18 protein-coding genes are annotated in these 14,874 nt (G+C 45.4%); 11 read left to right on the forward strand and 7 right to left on the reverse strand.

What is annotated here, in order from left to right; translation table 11 throughout:
• Positions 1-152: 152 nt before the first annotated feature.
• Positions 153-959: an exodeoxyribonuclease III gene (gene xthA, locus HC752_RS14830; protein ID WP_190335955.1), complete on the reverse strand. Its 807-nt coding sequence runs from the start codon at positions 957-959 to the stop codon at positions 153-155.
• Between the two features lie 421 nt (positions 960-1,380).
• On the opposite strand from xthA, the gene HC752_RS14835 reads away from it, so the two are divergent.
• Positions 1,381-1,881: an SLATT domain-containing protein gene (locus HC752_RS14835; RefSeq protein ID WP_190335956.1), complete on the forward strand. Its 501-nt coding sequence runs from the start codon at positions 1,381-1,383 to the stop codon at positions 1,879-1,881.
• Between the two features lie 111 nt (positions 1,882-1,992).
• On the opposite strand, the gene HC752_RS14840 is transcribed toward HC752_RS14835, so the two are convergent.
• A complete protein-coding gene (locus tag HC752_RS14840; protein WP_190335957.1) occupies positions 1,993-2,289 on the reverse strand; it encodes a metalloregulator ArsR/SmtB family transcription factor in 297 nt (98 codons plus the stop codon).
• A 106-nt stretch (positions 2,290-2,395) separates the two neighbouring features.
• Between HC752_RS14840 and HC752_RS14845 the strand changes: the two genes are divergently transcribed.
• Together HC752_RS14845 and HC752_RS14850 are read left to right on the forward strand one after the other, a co-directional pair.
• Positions 2,396-3,313, forward strand: a complete 918-nt coding sequence (locus HC752_RS14845; RefSeq protein WP_190336104.1) for a permease — start codon at positions 2,396-2,398, stop codon at positions 3,311-3,313.
• A 63-nt stretch (positions 3,314-3,376) separates the two neighbouring features.
• Entirely contained in the window at positions 3,377-3,835 is a 459-nt protein-coding gene (locus HC752_RS14850) for a GNAT family N-acetyltransferase (RefSeq protein ID WP_190335958.1), read from the forward strand.
• 24 nt (positions 3,836-3,859) lie between these two features.
• Here the strand turns inward: HC752_RS14850 and HC752_RS14855 are convergent, their stop codons facing one another.
• A complete protein-coding gene (locus HC752_RS14855; protein WP_190335959.1) occupies positions 3,860-4,615 on the reverse strand; it encodes a 3-hydroxybutyrate dehydrogenase in 756 nt (251 codons plus the stop codon).
• 147 nt (positions 4,616-4,762) lie between these two features.
• On the opposite strand from HC752_RS14855, the gene HC752_RS14860 reads away from it, so the two are divergent.
• The 5 genes from HC752_RS14860 (at position 4,763) to HC752_RS14880 (ending at position 7,853) form a co-directional block, all read left to right on the forward strand.
• Complete coding sequence (locus HC752_RS14860; protein ID WP_190335960.1) at positions 4,763-4,873, forward strand: Dabb family protein; 111 nt, start codon at positions 4,763-4,765, stop codon at positions 4,871-4,873.
• Positions 4,874-5,142: 269 nt separating this feature from the next.
• Positions 5,143-5,451, forward strand: coding sequence for a hypothetical protein (locus HC752_RS14865; protein WP_190335961.1), 309 nt, complete (start codon positions 5,143-5,145; stop codon positions 5,449-5,451).
• 170 nt (positions 5,452-5,621) lie between these two features.
• A complete protein-coding gene (locus tag HC752_RS14870; RefSeq protein WP_190335962.1) occupies positions 5,622-6,083 on the forward strand; it encodes an OsmC family protein in 462 nt (153 codons plus the stop codon).
• Positions 6,084-6,145: 62 nt separating this feature from the next.
• Positions 6,146-6,670 carry a lipocalin family protein gene (locus tag HC752_RS14875; RefSeq protein WP_190335963.1) on the forward strand — a complete coding sequence of 175 codons (525 nt, stop codon included), beginning with the start codon at positions 6,146-6,148 and terminating at the stop codon, positions 6,668-6,670.
• Between the two features lie 235 nt (positions 6,671-6,905).
• Positions 6,906-7,853 carry a polysaccharide deacetylase family protein gene (locus HC752_RS14880; RefSeq protein WP_190335964.1) on the forward strand — a complete coding sequence of 316 codons (948 nt, stop codon included), beginning with the start codon at positions 6,906-6,908 and terminating at the stop codon, positions 7,851-7,853.
• A gap of 103 nt (positions 7,854-7,956) precedes the next feature.
• Here HC752_RS14880 and HC752_RS14885 read toward each other — a convergent pair whose 3' ends face one another.
• The 3 genes from HC752_RS14885 to HC752_RS14895 form a co-directional block, all read right to left on the reverse strand.
• Complete coding sequence (locus HC752_RS14885) at positions 7,957-8,421, reverse strand: DUF302 domain-containing protein (protein ID WP_190335965.1); 465 nt, start codon at positions 8,419-8,421, stop codon at positions 7,957-7,959.
• A gap of 150 nt (positions 8,422-8,571) precedes the next feature.
• Complete coding sequence (locus HC752_RS14890; protein ID WP_190335966.1) at positions 8,572-9,465, reverse strand: DMT family transporter; 894 nt, start codon at positions 9,463-9,465, stop codon at positions 8,572-8,574.
• A gap of 115 nt (positions 9,466-9,580) precedes the next feature.
• Complete coding sequence (locus HC752_RS14895) at positions 9,581-10,753, reverse strand: phytanoyl-CoA dioxygenase family protein (protein WP_190335967.1); 1,173 nt, start codon at positions 10,751-10,753, stop codon at positions 9,581-9,583.
• 435 nt (positions 10,754-11,188) lie between these two features.
• Between HC752_RS14895 and iolB the strand changes: the two genes are divergently transcribed.
• Both iolB and iolG read left to right on the forward strand, forming a co-directional pair.
• Complete coding sequence (gene iolB / locus HC752_RS14900) at positions 11,189-12,013, forward strand: 5-deoxy-glucuronate isomerase (protein ID WP_190335968.1); 825 nt, start codon at positions 11,189-11,191, stop codon at positions 12,011-12,013.
• A 3-nt stretch (positions 12,014-12,016) separates the two neighbouring features.
• Positions 12,017-13,003, forward strand: coding sequence for an inositol 2-dehydrogenase (gene iolG, locus HC752_RS14905; RefSeq protein ID WP_190335969.1), 987 nt, complete (start codon positions 12,017-12,019; stop codon positions 13,001-13,003).
• Between the two features lie 61 nt (positions 13,004-13,064).
• On the opposite strand, the gene HC752_RS14910 is transcribed toward iolG, so the two are convergent.
• On the reverse strand, positions 13,065-13,880 hold the full coding sequence (locus HC752_RS14910; protein WP_190335970.1) for a MurR/RpiR family transcriptional regulator: 816 nt from the start codon (positions 13,878-13,880) through the stop codon (positions 13,065-13,067).
• 371 nt (positions 13,881-14,251) lie between these two features.
• Between HC752_RS14910 and HC752_RS14915 the strand changes: the two genes are divergently transcribed.
• Positions 14,252-14,866 (forward strand): HD-GYP domain-containing protein, encoded by a 615-nt coding sequence (locus HC752_RS14915; RefSeq protein WP_190335971.1) that lies wholly within the window; start codon positions 14,252-14,254, stop codon positions 14,864-14,866.
• The last annotated feature ends 8 nt before the right edge of the window (positions 14,867-14,874 follow it).

Below are 14,874 nucleotides of genomic sequence, written 5' to 3' on the forward strand. Positions count from 1 at the left end.
AAAGTGGTAAGCGACTCATTTTACCCAAGAAAAGAAAGAGGAAGCCTTTTCCTCGGGTTGTTCTGTATAAGGCTCCCCGGTATCCACATAAGAAAAGAGCCGCACGCTGTTAAGCGAGCGGCATTAGCAAGTGGCTGCGGGGTTTTTCGTTCTTATTTGAAAACAGACCAAATAGGCGCATGATCAGATGGTTTGTCTATTCCGCGCAATTCGTAATCAATATCCGCTTCAATACATTTTTTCGCTAGGTTAGGTGTGGCTAACACCACGTCAATTCTCAGACCTCGGTTGTCATCGAACCCACGAGAGCGATAGTCAAACCAAGAGTATTTACCCTCGACATCAGGGTGTAAGTTGCGGAATGTGTCTTCAAACCCCCAATCTAGCAACGTTTGCAGCCATTCACGTTCGATAGGTTGGAAAGAACACTTCCCTGTTTTTAGCCAGCGCTTACGATTCGGCTCGCCGATGCCGATATCCAAATCGATAGGGCTAATGTTGATGTCGCCCATCACAATGATTTGTTCTTCATTGGTATGGTGCTCGTTAAGGTAGGTCATCAAATCTTTATAAAACTGTTCTTTATAAGGAAACTTTGTTTCGTGTTCGATGTTATCACCTTGTGGGAAGTAGCCATTGAGTACCGTGACTTTCTCGCCATTTTCATCTTCAAACGTCGCCATGATCATGCGTTTCTGATGATCGTCATTATCGGTTGGAAAGCCTTTTCTGACGTCGAGCGGCTCTTGTTTACACAGCATCGCGACACCGTAATGCGCCTTTTGGCCATGGTAGTAAACTTTGTAGCCCATGGCTTCCACATCTTCCAAAGGAAACGCATCATCATGAACTTTAATTTCCTGAAGACCGATGACGTCCGGTTGGTGCTTGTCGATTAATGCTTGCAGTTGGTGAAGGCGAGCACGCAGACCATTTATGTTGAAGCTGATGACTTTCATTATTCTTGTATCCTCTGGTGAGACCTTGTGTGACATAAGGTATCTATTTTTTATAGGCTTCGCGATAACGAACCCTCATTTTGCACCAATTTAAACATGTTTGATTCGCCATCTCTACCTTAGCTCTCTCACCTCGATTCAAATGTCCTCTGTTTAGGCGTTAGGTGGCGTGAAATTGTGCTGCTTTCTGTACCTTGAAAATATTCACACGGAAGACAAGCAGTCAAAATCATTGGTGGAATACTGTTTTTATATACAGTATATTTCTTGTTAATAATATGGGATTGGATGAGTGATACTGGTGATCTATTTTCATAATTTGATGAAAAAACAAGAGCCTGGCTTTTAATCCCGCAACTCATCTCAATAGAGTTGCTGTTGGCAAGGAAGCTGAATGCTCAGAATGGTTCAGGTGGCGTTTATGGTTAAGAATTTAAATGATGGTCAAATGGCAACATTGATCAAATGGCGAGCGAGGTGCAAGAGGGCACAACTGGCCCATAGCTACACAGCCATTTCTTATGGGCGTTATCATTTGCTGCTTGGTGTTGTATTGATTGTATTAACGACGGCGTCGTCTGTTTTGATTTTCGCCAGCAATGTAAAGCCTATTTGGTTATCACCAGTCGTCGGAACATCCGCTGCTTTATTTGCTTACTTGCAAACGTTTTTACGTCTTTCGGAAAAAGCCGATACTCATCGGCAAGTGGCGCGGCGATACGGTGCACTAAAAAAACGGATTGAATACGTGGTCGATTTTCGTGCACCGATGAAAGATCTAAGTACACATATTGATGCCATTCGACAAAAAGAAGATGAGATTGCATCCGATGCCCCCCATGCTCTCAGCCATCGCTGGAGTAAAGCCAAAAAAGAAACACATACCGAGAACGAAGCAGCTAGACTCATGACGCGCTTGTAAAAAGCAGTGATGTGGAAGGAAGTGGTGATCTGGAAGAAAGCGGTGCAGCGATTTGGGTAGCTTACTTCTTAGATGCCTCGCGTTCTTCCTGTCCCCCGTTCTTGCCTAAAATCACTCCTCCTTTTCATCGGCACAGCATTCGTCGAGCAAGAAGCTGATCACGCCGCGAAGCTTTTCGTATTCAGCAACACAATAAAGCGTTCTGCCTTCTCGGCGTTGTGTGAGTAAACCGGCTGAAACCAAACCCGATATATGATGCGAAAGCGTAGAGCCGGGGATCGCGAGGCTTTCTTGCAGCCCTCCAACCGCAATGCCTTTATATCCTGCTTTTACAACACTTTTGTAAATGGTTAGCCTTGTTGGGTGTCCCAATTCTTTCAGAGACTTTGCGACGATTTCGATGTCCACTGAGTTTCCTCTCAAATTTTATATTTCGATATTACTAGAAATATCTTGATCATTCTATTGGCAAAGCATATATTTCGAATATTCTAGAAATATGGAGATTTAAATGATGTTTGGTATAAATTCGCTCGCTCTGCAAGACACGTTATCCATGTTTGTCTTTTTGATGGTTGAACTCACCATACTGTTTCTTGCTATTAGCTATTTGGTTGGGGTGATTCAAATGCACATCTCCCCAGAAAAGATCCGGAGTATATTGAGCAGCAAAAATGGTAAAGGTTATGTGGTAGCAGGGTTTTTAGGGGCCGTCACCCCTTTTTGTTCATGCTCCACGATCCCATTCTTAAAGGGGCTGCTAAGAGCCAAAGCTGGCTTTGGCACCATGATGGTATTTCTATTTGCTAGCCCGCTATTGAACCCCATTATTATTGGATTGTTTGCGATCACATTGGGTTATCAAGTGACAATATTGTATTTCTCAGTGGCCATGGGGGTGTCTGTGTTAGCGGGGTATTCCCTCGAAAAATTCGGATTTGAAAAGTACATCAAGCCGGAAGTCTATGATGCGCCAATTTCGAAAGGGTGTGGAACAACGTGTAGTGAGAGCAAGAAACCAGAAAGCAGATGGGTGCAAGTTTGGCATAGTACGTGGAACGATTTTAAAAAGGTATTTCCCTTCTTGATTGGTGGCATTGCCATTGGTTCAGTCCTATATGGTTTTATGCCGACAGAATTCATCGTGGGGGTGGCAAGTAAAGATAACCCGTTAGCCATTCCCGTTGCGGCTGTCATTGGCATTCCGCTCTACATTCGTGCTGAAGCGGTTATTCCCCTCAGTGCGGCATTGGCTGCCAAAGGCATGGGGCTTGGCGCGGTAATGGCATTGATCATCGGCAGTGCCGGAGCCAGCCTAACGGAAATCATTTTGCTAAAATCGATGTTTAAAAATACCCTAGTTGTCTCTTTTATCGCTGTGATTTTGGCTATGGCTATCGGTGCAGGACTGCTCCACAATGTTCTGTTTTAGTTTCAGTAAATCCTAAGAAAGACGAACTGTATACAATCGAGTATTTAAACGAATGGAAGCATAATGAATACTGGAACAACAAGACTTCGCTTCAAACATGTCGCGCCGGACGATCGTGATTTCCTATCATTAGTGAAGGAACTAAATAAGAGCCTAACTTCTATTACGAGTGACAGCGGCGAGAGTTCATTTCAGGCAGAAGCGTTTAACTCTGAAAAAGATGGGTATCTTGTGGGGTATTTAAATGGTGAACCCACTGTGTGCGGCGGATTTCGTTATCATTCAGAATCCGCCTGCGAAATAAAACGTATGTACTCCGCGAAACCGGGGCTAGGGTCACTACTGTTGAGTGAACTGGAGTCATGCGCACTCAGCAAAGGGTATCGTTCGACTTTGCTGTCTACGAGGCGAGTAAATACAAAAGCGGTTTCTTTCTACAAAAAACACGGATACCACAATATTCCAGCGTATGGGAAATATGTTGGGAGAGAGGTTTCCGTGTGCTTAGGAAAAACACTGTAGTCGTTATCCATTCACTCATTGCATTTATTGCGCTGTCCACCCTAAATCGATGGATAAACTGGAGCCTGTTATTGATCTGCCTGCATCGCTGACTAAGTATTTCACCATCGCTCCTATCTCTTCGGGGTCTATCATTCTTTTTATCGCGGCATTTTTCAGCATGATCTCTTGTACAACAGAATCGTAATCCAAATTATGATGAGCAGCTTGGTCGGCAATTTGTTTTTCGACCAGAGGCGTTTTGACATAGGCAGGGCAGATAGCGTTCGCGGTAATGCCACATTCACCGCCCTCTAGTGCGGAAGATTTGGTTAGTCCAACCAATCCATGTTTTGCGGTCACATAGGCGGCTTTATACGGCGAAGCAACGTGACCATGAATCGAAGCAATGTTGATGATTCTGCCCCAACCATTGGCCTTCATTGGTGCCCAACAGTACTTAGTGAGCAGAAAAGGGGAGGTGAGCATCACAGAGATCATCTTAGACAACACATTTTCAGGGAACGTTTCTATTGGGCTGACATGCTGAAACCCTGCATTGTTCACTAAAATGTCGATTCTGCCGAATGTGGACAGAACGTGATCGACAAGCGCTTTGTTGTTCGCTTCCCGAGAGAGGTCAACGCCGAAAAACTCGCCCCCAAGTTCAGAAGCCGCTTGTTTGCCTTCGCTCTCATTCCAATCCGCGATAGCCACTCGGATTCCCTCGGACGCTAAAGACTGTGCAATGGCGTATCCTATGCCGCTTGCTCCACCCGTCACGATGGCTACTTTGTCCATTCAAGTTCTCCTTTCTTGTGTAATAACCCAACTCTCTGTTGCCTAGAGCAAACATTAACCATAAATGACGTACAATTGGAATTCGCATGTCCGAGTTTGCTAGCGACACACGTTCCGCACGATAGGATTTGTTCGAAATAGTTTGGAATGACGTTTTCAGGTGAAGAAGGGCGTCAGAACTATTGGAAAAACCCAGAACACGACTCTCTAAAGGCACAATTCCACCCTATCTTAGAAGACATTATCGTGCTCGATTAAGTCCCGCAGTGTTCACCCATTCGCACTTGTGATAAACAAAGAGAGGAGCTTGATATCGTTACGTTGTTGGGGCAACCCTCAAATGTTCCTATACATGGGTACAAATATTGGTACAAAACCCTCATTCTACTTTCATTTTTGAACCACAAAGACAGTAACGTTAAAAAACATTGACCCAAGCGTTGTTATTTATAGAATGCAGTCTCTACGTTGTATTGATACTTTTAATTAAACAAATGAACCGAAATCTTTTTGCTGCTTTAATACTAATGATCAGCAGTCAAACGCCTTCACTCGCTCACGCTAATTCCATCCTTTATGATTCTTGTGCTCGAAACTCATATGCTTCTACCAGCGCCAATTGTTATAGAGAAAGGGAAGCAGGGGATAACCATGAAGGGGCAATATGGGAAAGTGAGGAATCGGAAGAGTCACGATTCACGTTTGTCGAGAAGGGGCACTCTTCAACTGACAATGAATGGAAAGCGATGGATAGTGAAGATAAAGTGCTGAGCGAAAAAGGAAACGATTGTGTATATCGTGGCACGAATGATTGCAACATTTACATGACAGATTAATCTATTTTGTGCCGCATTTAGGTCGCGATGCCCAGTTGCCCAAACTCCCAGTTGCCCAAACTACCGTTGTTGAGCGCACCGAAGACGACCATCAAAATTTTTAAGGTCAAACGAGAAACCGTCCATCAGTTTGAGTACACTTTGTTTTTTCTCAACGTGTACTCGACAGAATGACCATTCATCACGCAATAATTCGTTGGCAAAAACCGAACAATCAAACGTTTACAGATAGCCAATTCTGCCGTGTGCATACTTGGGAGTTTGATGGTGGAATATGCGTGCAAGCGTCTTCTTCTCCCTTGGTTATTCCACCCCCGTTATCCGAAGAATCGGCTGTTGACCCCGAAGAGGCGTATGTCGCCACGTTATCGAGTTGCCATATGATGGCTTTTTTAGCGATTGCCGCCAAACGGAGCTATGTGGTGGAGCATTACGAAGACAAAGCGTTTGGAACATTGTCGGAAGGTGTTAACGGGAAGCAGTGGATCAGTAATGTCTCATTAAACCCCGACGTGACTTTTTCCGGCGACAAAATCCCGAGCGCAGAGCAAATTCAAAAGCTGCACGCGGTAGCCCACAAAAACTGCTTCATTGCGAATTCAGTGAAATCCAAAATTGAAATTCATTCGTAGAAAGGTAAGTCTATTTTTATTCAGTCTATTTTTTTATTGGCTAGAGCAGTCTTAGGGGATCTATGAGAATCATCGGCACGGTGTTATCCATTTTGTTTTTGAGCGGTTGTTTAGGCATGCCAGATAAAGTTCAGCCTGTGCAAGAGTTTGCAGGGGAACGGTATTTAGGGAAATGGTATGAAATTGCGAGGTTGGATCACGCCTTTGAGCGTGGCTTGGAGCAGGTAACGGCGGAGTATTCTTGGCGCGAAGACGGCGGTATTCGTGTGATAAATCGAGGGTATTCCATTGAAGATAAAGAGTGGAGCCAAGCCGAGGGCAAAGCCTACTTTGTAGAGGGCGCAGACCAAGGCTATTTAAAGGTGTCATTCTTTGGTCCGTTTTACGGTTCTTACGTGGTATTTGAACTGGAAAAAAAAGGTTACGACTACGCTTTCGTTTCTGGGCCAGACAACTCCTACCTTTGGCTCTTGTCTCGTTCACCTGACGTTAGCCAAGAAGTTAAAGATAAATTTATCGAGATGTCCAAATCAAGAGGGTTTAACACAAACGAGCTGATATTCGTGAATCAACAGCCTAACCAATAGCCTGTTCTAATTAATAGCCCGTTCTAATCAATAACCCGTTGATCCCAAGATCAATTTTTTCTGCACAAGTATTTTTTGCCCAAGTATTTTGGGATTCCTTGGGTTCAAATGCGATGTGGCTCGGATGTTCTAATCAAGCTGCTCAATAAGTCCTTAGAATCAAAACTTAGGTCAAACCCCACATATTGAATTTGTGGCATATTTTGGTTTAAACCGGAATAGATATAGGTGGAAAATGGCTAAGTTATGGGGCAGTGTGATAGGAGCGGCGCTATTGCTGGGTGGGTGCTCCGATACCAGCAAAGTAAGCCAGTGCATAGGCTTCGATGCGCAAGACACGGTTTTTGTGATTAACGCTGACGATATTGGGATGCACCCAGATATGGATAAGGCCGTGTTTGACATGTATGAAAAGGACATTGTTCAGACCTTTTCTTTGATGGTGCCAACGCCAAATTTCAATTTCTCTGCACGTTATGCCATCAACAATAAAGCGCCAGTAGGGCTGCACCTCACGTTAACCAACGAGTGGCAAGAAGCCAATAGTTGGAGCCCCTTGCTCAGTAAAGAAGAAGTCCCCTCGTTATACAACAAAAAAGGCTTCATGTGGCCGACGGGAGAGGAGCTCGCCGAACACGCGAACATCAAAGAAGTCCGCAAGGAGTTGGAAGCGCAAATTGATCTTGCATTGGAGATGGGGCTCGACGTGACCCATCTCGATTTCCACATGCTGTATTGGGCGTATCGAGACGATTTTTGGGATGTCACCCTAAGCATTGCCAAGCACTACAAACTGCCCATTATTGTTCAGCATCACTGGATGAGTCAGCGTGAACAGCGGAGCCGAACGGCTACTTTACAATGGAAAGGGTATTTCTCTCCAGACGTCTTCTGGATGTACTACAACCCCACAGATAGGTTATTGGATGAGGGATTAAGCCAAGTTCAATACCAAGACATGTTTGACAAGGCCAAACCGGCTCTTCATCACGTTGCGATTCATCCTGCACGTCGTACCGATAGCGCAAAACAGCAATTCCGAGATGCAGAGCTTCGGTTTGATGAATATCGAGTCTGGACGGAGGGTTCGCTGGATAACGCGATTAAAGAGAACAACATTAAGTTTACGGACTATCGAGAACTAAAGCGGTTGATGACGAAAGGGAGTGACTGTTTAAAGTAGGTTCCTCACAGCTAGGTCAACATATCCTAATACATACACGCCCATTGAATAGAATCAATGGGCGTAGTGTTTTGTACCGATGACTGGGGTTTGTTTCTCGCGTCTATTGAGTGGCTGCCTTAGCAAAATTGGCTAATGCTTGCTTTACTTTGCCCATCACTTCTGCGCACTGTTCATCTGAATTCCGGTCTAATCCATGACGAGTGTTGAAGTAGTCGGGGTTGTTGTACGACAGCCAGTTGTCTCCCGCTTCGTCTTGCCAAATCAGCATTTTCTGCGGCAAGTCAATGGCAGCCGTTTGGCTACATTTCATCAGTGGGGTCCCGACTTTTGGATTACCAAAAATAACGAGGCGAGTGGGTCTGAGTGTCATGCCCACTTTTTCTGCCCCTTCATCATGCTTGATTTGGGTGAAGAGGGTCATGCCTTTTTTCTCAAGAACGGTAATGAGGTTCTGAGTTGTTTGATCGACATTGTAATTGCTTTTCATGGTAACAAGACCATTATCTGCAATGGCTGAGTAGGACAACAGGCATGACAACATGCCCATAGAGAGGGTTTTTTTCATGCGAAAACCTCGCGGGTCGTTATAAAAGTCATCACGACTATACGCTCAGTCTTTGGGTGATTAACTCACAGAAAACTCACAAATTTATCACAAATGATGCTCGTCCTGTCATTCTCAAGCACGAGCATAGTCACTTAATCGCGAGTACATTCAACGCATTGGCTCGTTCGATCTTTTGGTTTCCCAGTGAGTAATAAAGGCGACCGAACCAATGATAATGGCCGCGCCAAGCCATAACCGACCGGGAGGAACCCAGCCAAATACCATCCAACCAGCCAGCACATTTAAAGGCAGCTTAGCATGGTCAAACGGCTGTACAAACGACGCATCGGCAACCGCATAGGCTTTAACAATGCCCCATTGCGCCAGTGCTGTCATTGCGCCTGCGGCAATCAATACTGCCCATACATTTAATGTATTAGGCATGGCAAAGTCAGGAATAGCCAGTACGAGATTAAACGGGGTGATCAGTAAGAGAAGGTATACAACCATGGTGGAGGGGGGATCGTTCACCGACAGCTTTTTTACCATGATGGAATAGCATGCCCAAAAGAAGGCCGCTCCCACGGGTAATAACGTCGCCCAGCTAAAATCGTCTGCCCAGGGCTCAAGAATGATCATCGCCCCAACGAAGCCCGTTAACGTGGCAAACCAGCGAGCAGCGCCGACTTTTTCTTTGAGGAACAAGCCCGATCCCACCGTGGCGAAAAGTGGCGACGTCATAAGCAGTGCGATACCTTGCCAAATAGGGACGGGGTAAGCCAGTGCCCACAGCCAAAGTTGTATCCCAATAACGGAGAGGAAAACACGCATTGCATGCCAACCCAAATGTTGGGTTCTAAGCGATTGGCGAATGCCGAGTGTTCGTAAATAGGGAAGAATAACCAGTAGCGCAATGCCGTACTGGATCAGTGCAACGGTTGTGGAAGGCAAGCCAAAGTTGATGCTTGCCACTTGCGCGAGGCTATTCACGATAGCGAAAGCCATTCCGGCAATAAGCATCCAAGCCGCGCCATGTAAAGGATTATGGTGTTGAGTATTCATAAAAGTGGTGAATAAAAAAGTGTTGGCGGATCATACGTTTTATTCATCTTCAAGCCAACGTTTGTGACACGACAAATTGAGTCAAAAAACAAAATCGCAGTGACGCCATCTAACGTCATTTCTCAGGTTCGGCTTTGCGCCTTTTGGCGTGAGCAATCAATGCATCTTGGTAGTGTTGTTTTGACCCGTGATTATCTAATATCGATTTGAGCAACTGTTTCATGGTTTGTGGAGCCAATTCGCCAACTGGCGCGTCTGTATCTAAATTGGTTGGGAAGGCGTACCCATCCGCAGACGCCGTAAGAATGGCGTCTTTCTCCAATTCGGTCAGACTCCCTGATTGCCAAAGCGCATTAAGATTATCGAAGAGGGTAGACGATAGGGTGGCTAAATCTACCGTTTCCATCGGTTTTGCAAACGCCGAGGATATTTGCAGTAAGTTAGCGCAGCGCTGAATAGTTTGTGTCTCGTTTTGTCCTGCCGCATGCACGATAGCAGGGTTAAAAAAGAGGGCATCCCCCTTAGAGAGCGGCAGTTGCACACAGTGATCTTCAAAATACTGCTGAAATACGGGTTCTCTGCACGCGATATACCCTAAAGAATAATGTTGAGAGTAAGGTAATAACTTCGTTGGTCCACTTTCAAGCGGCATGTCACTGTGTGCGATCGCACCTTGCAGTGTGAGCAATGCGGACATTTGTTGGGCGTGCACTGGGTATTGGCTCAGCGCTTCTGCGTGTTGAAAACCTAGGTGGTAATCGCGGTGTGATTGCTGAGCGCGACCACCTGGGTGAACAATATTCACCTGAGCGGTGAGTTGGTAGTTTGCCCCAAGCCAAGACTCGGAAACCAACTTAAGTAATGGGTTTTTGTAGTAATGAATGAACACGTCTGGGTTAGCTAATGCACTTTTTTGAAACACATTCCAGATGCGTCCGTTCGCTGTGGCACCAGCTTGGGCGAAATGATCGCCTTCGCCAAACCCCAGCTCGGACGCCAAAATGTCATTAAAAACACAGCTCATTTTATCGACGATTTGAGTGTCTGAGAAAAAGTTCTTAATAACAGCGATGCCCCCACCCATAAGAAAGATACTTGCCAGCTCATTTCTAATCGACACCCAGTTTTCGGTATCAATGTGATGAGCATCGTAAATAACGATGCCTTGACGTAACTCAGAGGGCCATTTGAGTTCGAACTCTAAAGCGGGCATTCGACTGGCAATAAAATCATCTAGGCTGAGATTGTCTTTGCTCGCAAACATGGGAAGTTTAGAGTACGAGTACATTGGCTTTCTCCCTTTTCTCTAAGTTCTTAGTGTTGTGTCTTTATGTTAAAACGTTAGTGTGATTTTTAAGGTGAGAAGCCCATCAAAATTCGAGAAGGTTATTCGCGTGCGTCTTCCGATGGAGATCGATCATCCTTTGATTTTCCCTGTCGTGCACGGTGTGATTGTTCGTTCTTACGTACACATGCGGCTAAATTCTAGCCAATCATCACATTTTTATACACCACTTTTTGAATTGACTGTTTCATTTTGTGTTTATGTGAAATATTTATTTCTAGTGAGGGTGGTCCAGCACAGCATCATGGCTTAGGCTGTTATGGTTGAACTGAGCGGTAAGCCCTTGGTGACTGTCGACGCCTTTTGTACATGACAACGACGTAATCAATAACAAAAAGCTTACCCAAGAAGCTGTGCAGTTTTGTGGAGACGAAATGGATGCCTGATTTACTTTCTAAGCGGAGAAGTCGAGACGAACAGAACCGTATTCAGCACATTACGCCTAAATCGGCAGGTTGGACATACATTGGTTTTGACGTGGTCCAACTCAACGCGGGTCAAGCTCAATGTTTTGAAGCCGAGGAAGGACAAGAGCTTTGTGTTGTATTGGTTTCAGGCAAAGCCACCGCGATGTTAGCAGGAAAAAGCGTAGGAGAAATCGGCGAGAGAATGTCGCCTTTCGACAAGCTCAAACCTTATGCTGTCTACATTTCTAGCGGAGATAGGTGTGTGTTTGAAGCGCAAACCGATTTGGAGTTGGCAATATGCCGTGCACCCAGTAAGGGGACGTATCCATCTCGATTGATCTCGCCCGAGGATATCGGTTCAGAACATCGTGGTAATGGGCGTAATCAAAGGTTTGTGCACAACATTTTGCCCGATACCGAACCGGCTGACAGCCTGCTGGTTGTTGAAGTGTATACCGACGAGGGATGCACCAGCTCTTACCCCAGCCATAAGCACGATCAAGACAACCCACCAAATGAAACCTTGCTAGAAGAAACGTATTACCACCGGTTGAATCCGGAGCAAGGATTTTGCTTTCAGCGAGTGTACACCGATGATCGTTCTTTGGATGAATCCATGGCGGTTTATGATCGCGATGTTGTTCAGGTTCCTAAGGGGTATCACCCTGTCGCGACGGTGGCCGGCTACGACAGCTACTATTTAAATGTGATGGCGGGTCCTGTAAGACAATGGTTGTTTTCATGGGAAAAAGACCATCAGTGGGTTAATACAGACGAATATAAAAAGACGGATTAAAACATGTTTAACATTGCTCTATTTGGTGCCGGCCGCATTGGTCAGGTGCATGCCGCCAACATTTCATTGCACCCAAAGACGAACCTTACTGCGATCATCGATCCTTATGAAAAGGGCGCTCGCATGTTGGCAGAGAAATACGACGCGCAAGTGATGTCGATAAAAGAAGCGATGGAAAACCCCAGCATTCACGCGGTTTGCATTGGTTCTGCAACGGACACCCATGCGGACTTAATCGAGCTTGCAGCGAAATCGAATAAGGCGATTTTTTGTGAAAAACCCATAGATTTAAGCATCGAGCGAGTGCGTCAATGCCTTGCGATCGTATCGGCTCATCAAGTCCCTATGCTGGTGGGGTTTAATCGCCGCTATGACCCTCATTTTTCGGCACTGCAACAACAGTATTCTAAAGGTGTAATCGGTAAGGCTGAGTCGTTAGTGATCACCTCTCGCGATCCTGTGCCACCCCCCATTGAATATGTCAAAGTCTCTGGTGGTTTGTTCCGAGACATGGCGATACACGATTTTGATATGGCACGATTTATTCTCGGTGAAGATCCCATTTCGGTTATGGCTCACGGCAGTTGTATGGTGGATGAGGCGATAGGAAAAGCCGGCGATATCGATACGGCAGTAACGGTTTTGACATTTCCTTCTGGGGCAACCGCTACGATCATCAACAGTCGTCGGTCGGGATACAGCTACGATCAACGTGTCGAATTGCATGGAAGTGAAGGCGTATTAAACGTTGTAAACTTGCCCGAAAATCTCGTTCAGCAGTGGGATGAGTGTGGTGTGCAATCCGCGAAACCTCAGCCCTTTTTTCTAGAAAGGTACGAAAAAGCCTATCAAGTTGAATGGCAGCACTTTGTGGATGTGCTCGAAAGAAAGACAGCGCCTTTATGCAGTGGGTACGATGGCGAGATCGCATTGGTGATTGCGGAAGCTGCCAATGCGTCTAGGATATCTGGGCAGCCCGTTTCGCTGTGATAAGCGAGCGAGCTAAAAGGAAGCTACGAAGTTAATGAGAAGCTACGAAGTCAATGAGAAGCTACGAAGCCAATGAAACGGCAATGGTTTGTGCCAAACATAGCGTTGCAGATTGTGCTCTAAATCCGTCGACATTGGCTTCATTCACAACGAAACTCACATCAGAGAGCTCTGCAACGGGGCTGACTTGGCTGTCTGTGATCGTGATTTGTTTTGCCCCTTTATGCTTGGCCGATTTTACCCAATCATGCGTTTCCTGAGCATAAGGGGTGAAGCTTATCGAAATAACGGTATCCTTTTCCGTAACCATGGCAAGTTGCTCGTTATACATGCCGCCTAATCCATCAATCAGTATGACACGCTTACCCAAATGACGAAGGGCATACACAAAGTACGAAGCCACACTAAACGAGCGGCGCATTCCGACAACATAAATGCATTCCGCTTTATCCAACAGTTTGACCGCTGTATTCAAATCATTTTCTTCTATCTTGTTTGCCAGTTGCTCTAGTGCGTGGGCATTCGCGTGCGCGAAGGCATGCAAACGGGAAAGGGGTGTGCTTGGTTTGGTGTCATCGGGTGACATGGCTTTTACAAGCTTAACTCGATCCGAATAATTGCTGGTCTCTTCAACCATATTTTGGCGATACAGCTGCTTTATTTCATTAAACCCACTGAAGCCTAATGCACTTGCAAAGCGAATGAGCGTTGAAGGGGGAACATCGGCATTACGGGCGATGACCGCAACCGTATCAAATGCCACATTATCTGGGTTATCCAACAGATATTGCCCCACCTGCTGAAGGCGTTTGCTTAAATGATGGTATTCCTTTCTGATGCGCTCTTGTAACTCATTTAGTGTGGTGGCGGGTTTCATGTCGGTTCCAAATAGGTGAAATGAGAAGGAAAAGTTCCTCCTTATTTCGAGATTACTTCATTTGGAACAAACATTTCAACTCTGTAGATGAAAATCTTGAGAGTCGGCTCTCTGTTCGTACGGACACCCCATTAAAACCCCAGCGTATTACGAGAGCCTGTATTAATTTTGCGATTTTGAGCCAACAATACAACATCTATTCGATCATTTTTCGATAGAAAGATAAGCTAATTGATGAACAAGTCAAAAAGCAGCGACGGCTTAATGACCATCTTATGACGTTATTGAAGAGCTTGCTGCTTACGCTTCTTTTTATTAGCTGTTAACAATAGAAGCCCCACAAATGTTTAACATTCTTAGGGGGTCATTTTATGGGCTTAGAGAATGAAATTCTCGCTTCTTTGCAAGAGTGCACGAAGGCCTTATTGGTTTCTCTCAAATACCGTGATTTTTCAACCTACCAGCATTCAAATTGTGTTCAAAAATTGTCTTTAGAGCTTGGGCGTCAATGTGGTCTCAGTGGGAAAGAGCTCAATGTTTTGTGCATCGCCGCGACATGCCATGATATTGGGAAGATAGGCATTCCTGATGATGTGCTAATGAAAGCGGGAAAGTTTGAGAAAGAAGAGTGGGAGGTCATGAAAACTCACGCTGAGATTGGCGAGAGCATACTGGCTTCCACAGAGTTGGAAGGAGCCGAGTATGTCGCCAAACTTGTCCGTCACCATCACGAGCATGTTAATGGAAATGGTTACCCTGATGGGCTGGTAGGAGACGCTATCCCCATTCTCTCTCGAATTATCAGCATTGCGGATAGCTATGAAGCAATGTCGAATACAAGAGTCTACCATCATGCCCGAACGCATCGTGAAATTATGGGCATTTTACGTCAGGAAACGGGCTTAAAGTATGATCCTGATATCATGAAAATATTCACTGTCATGATCGAGAATAGTGAATGTAAGGCAGATAAACAGCGAACGTAATATGGCAT

Source organism: Vibrio sp. S9_S30 (genome assembly GCF_014694455.1).
GTDB lineage: Bacteria > Pseudomonadota > Gammaproteobacteria > Enterobacterales > Vibrionaceae > Vibrio.

Excerpts from the sequence above, each read along its gene's own strand:
- xthA (WP_190335955.1), bottom strand. The coding sequence starts at position 959 with ATGAAAGTCATCAGCTTCAACATAAATGGTCTGCGTGCTCGCCTTCAC.
- HC752_RS14835 (WP_190335956.1), top strand. The coding sequence starts at position 1,381 with ATGGTTAAGAATTTAAATGATGGTCAAATGGCAACATTGATCAAATGG.
- HC752_RS14845 (WP_190336104.1), top strand. The coding sequence starts at position 2,396 with ATGTTTGGTATAAATTCGCTCGCTCTGCAAGACACGTTATCCATGTTT.
- HC752_RS14850 (WP_190335958.1), top strand. The coding sequence starts at position 3,377 with ATGAATACTGGAACAACAAGACTTCGCTTCAAACATGTCGCGCCGGAC.
- HC752_RS14855 (WP_190335959.1), bottom strand. The coding sequence starts at position 4,615 with ATGGACAAAGTAGCCATCGTGACGGGTGGAGCAAGCGGCATAGGATAC.
- HC752_RS14860 (WP_190335960.1), top strand. The coding sequence starts at position 4,763 with ATGACGTTTTCAGGTGAAGAAGGGCGTCAGAACTATTGGAAAAACCCA.
- HC752_RS14865 (WP_190335961.1), top strand. The coding sequence starts at position 5,143 with ATGATCAGCAGTCAAACGCCTTCACTCGCTCACGCTAATTCCATCCTT.
- HC752_RS14870 (WP_190335962.1), top strand. The coding sequence starts at position 5,622 with ATGACCATTCATCACGCAATAATTCGTTGGCAAAAACCGAACAATCAA.
- HC752_RS14875 (WP_190335963.1), top strand. The coding sequence starts at position 6,146 with ATGAGAATCATCGGCACGGTGTTATCCATTTTGTTTTTGAGCGGTTGT.
- HC752_RS14880 (WP_190335964.1), top strand. The coding sequence starts at position 6,906 with ATGGCTAAGTTATGGGGCAGTGTGATAGGAGCGGCGCTATTGCTGGGT.
- HC752_RS14885 (WP_190335965.1), bottom strand. The coding sequence starts at position 8,421 with ATGAAAAAAACCCTCTCTATGGGCATGTTGTCATGCCTGTTGTCCTAC.
- HC752_RS14890 (WP_190335966.1), bottom strand. The coding sequence starts at position 9,465 with ATGAATACTCAACACCATAATCCTTTACATGGCGCGGCTTGGATGCTT.
- HC752_RS14895 (WP_190335967.1), bottom strand. The coding sequence starts at position 10,753 with ATGTACTCGTACTCTAAACTTCCCATGTTTGCGAGCAAAGACAATCTC.
- iolB (WP_190335968.1), top strand. The coding sequence starts at position 11,189 with ATGCCTGATTTACTTTCTAAGCGGAGAAGTCGAGACGAACAGAACCGT.
- iolG (WP_190335969.1), top strand. The coding sequence starts at position 12,017 with ATGTTTAACATTGCTCTATTTGGTGCCGGCCGCATTGGTCAGGTGCAT.
- HC752_RS14910 (WP_190335970.1), bottom strand. The coding sequence starts at position 13,880 with ATGAAACCCGCCACCACACTAAATGAGTTACAAGAGCGCATCAGAAAG.
- HC752_RS14915 (WP_190335971.1), top strand. The coding sequence starts at position 14,252 with ATGGGCTTAGAGAATGAAATTCTCGCTTCTTTGCAAGAGTGCACGAAG.